Here is a 1276-nt window from a genome sequence, read left to right on the forward strand (position 1 = left end):
CCCGGGCCTCTCAAACTCCAGCCCGGTGGACGCTACTCCCTCGACTTCGCCGTCGAGGTGGCCGCCTCCAAGTACCTCGACCACCTGCCGTTGGAGAGGCAGGTGCGTGCCATGGCACGCGAGGGCCTCACCTGCGACAGCCAGACGCTGTGGGACCAGTTGGCGGCGCTGGTGCGCCTGCTGCTGCCCACCTACGAGGCGCTGCACGTCTACCAACTGCTGCAGGGAGTCCTGGGCGCGGACGAGACGCGCTGGCCGCTGCTGGGCAGCCAGGGCCAGACGAAGTGGCACCTGTGGGCGCTCTGCTCGTCCACCGCCGTCGTCTACCGCGTGGCCCAGGGCCGGGGCGCGGAGGCGGCGCGCGCGCTGCTGAAGGAGTACTCCGGAGTCCTCATGACGGACGGCTACGCGGTGTACGACTCGCTGGCCTCCGCCAGCCAGGGCCGCTTCGGTGTCGCGCACTGCTGGGCCCACGTGCGAAGGAAGTTCCTGGAGTGCGGGGCCCCCGAGGCCAACGTCGCCGTCAGCCTCATCGGCGAGCTGTACCGAATCGAGCGCGAGTACCAGACGGGGCCGCCCGACGAAGCACGTCTGCTCGACTTCAGGCGACAGCACAGCCGCGCGGCCCTCGCCCAATTGCACGCGTGGGCGCTGGCGCAAACCGCGTTGCCCGAGTCGGGCCTCGGCCGAGCGCTCACGTACATGGGCAAGCTGTGGCCGGGCCTCACCCGCTTCGTCAACGATGCGCGCGTGCCCCTGGACAACAACGCCACCGAGCGTGCCCTGCGTGGGCCTGTCATTGGTCGCAAGAACCACTACGGCAGCAGAAGCCGTCGTGGCACCCAGGCCGCGGCCCTCTTCTACTCACTGCTGGAGTCCGCGAAGCAGTGCGGCCTCGAGCCGAAGGCCTACCTGCGCTCCGCCGCGCGCGCCGCCCTGCGCGGGGAGGCTCCGCTGCTGCCTCACCAACTGTCGGCTCACTGAGGTACTCCCCATGGCAGCGAAGATTTCGGCGGTCCTCTTGGACTACGCCTCGCCTCTCTTCGAAGGCATGCCCCCCAGCATGCCCCTCGAGCAGCGTCGGAGCATCCTTCAGGTGGCCATCACCGTCTGGAATGCACTCGTCACCGCGGCCTGGGGCAAGGAAGACTTGTTGCCGGACCTCTACCGCCGACTCGACGCGCTACCGGAGCCGGGCTGCTCCTCCATGCGCGCCACCATCGACATGCTGGTGGCGCGCAAGCGCCTCCTCTTCGCTGATGACCTGCGTGGCATT

The 1276-nt window shown here is 69.3% G+C and carries 2 protein-coding genes; both read left to right on the plus strand.

Annotated elements, in window-relative coordinates; all coding sequences use genetic code 11:
* On the plus strand, positions 1 to 984 hold a 984-nt coding region (gene tnpC, locus LZ199_RS45945; protein ID WP_254000186.1), incomplete at its 5' end, for an IS66 family transposase.
* Positions 985 to 994: 10 nt separating this feature from the next.
* Positions 995 to 1276: hypothetical protein (locus LZ199_RS45950; RefSeq protein ID WP_254000187.1), on the plus strand; the 282-nt coding region annotated here is incomplete at its 3' end.

Source organism: Myxococcus qinghaiensis, from assembly GCF_024198215.1.
GTDB classification, from domain to species: Bacteria; Myxococcota; Myxococcia; order Myxococcales; family Myxococcaceae; genus Myxococcus; species Myxococcus qinghaiensis.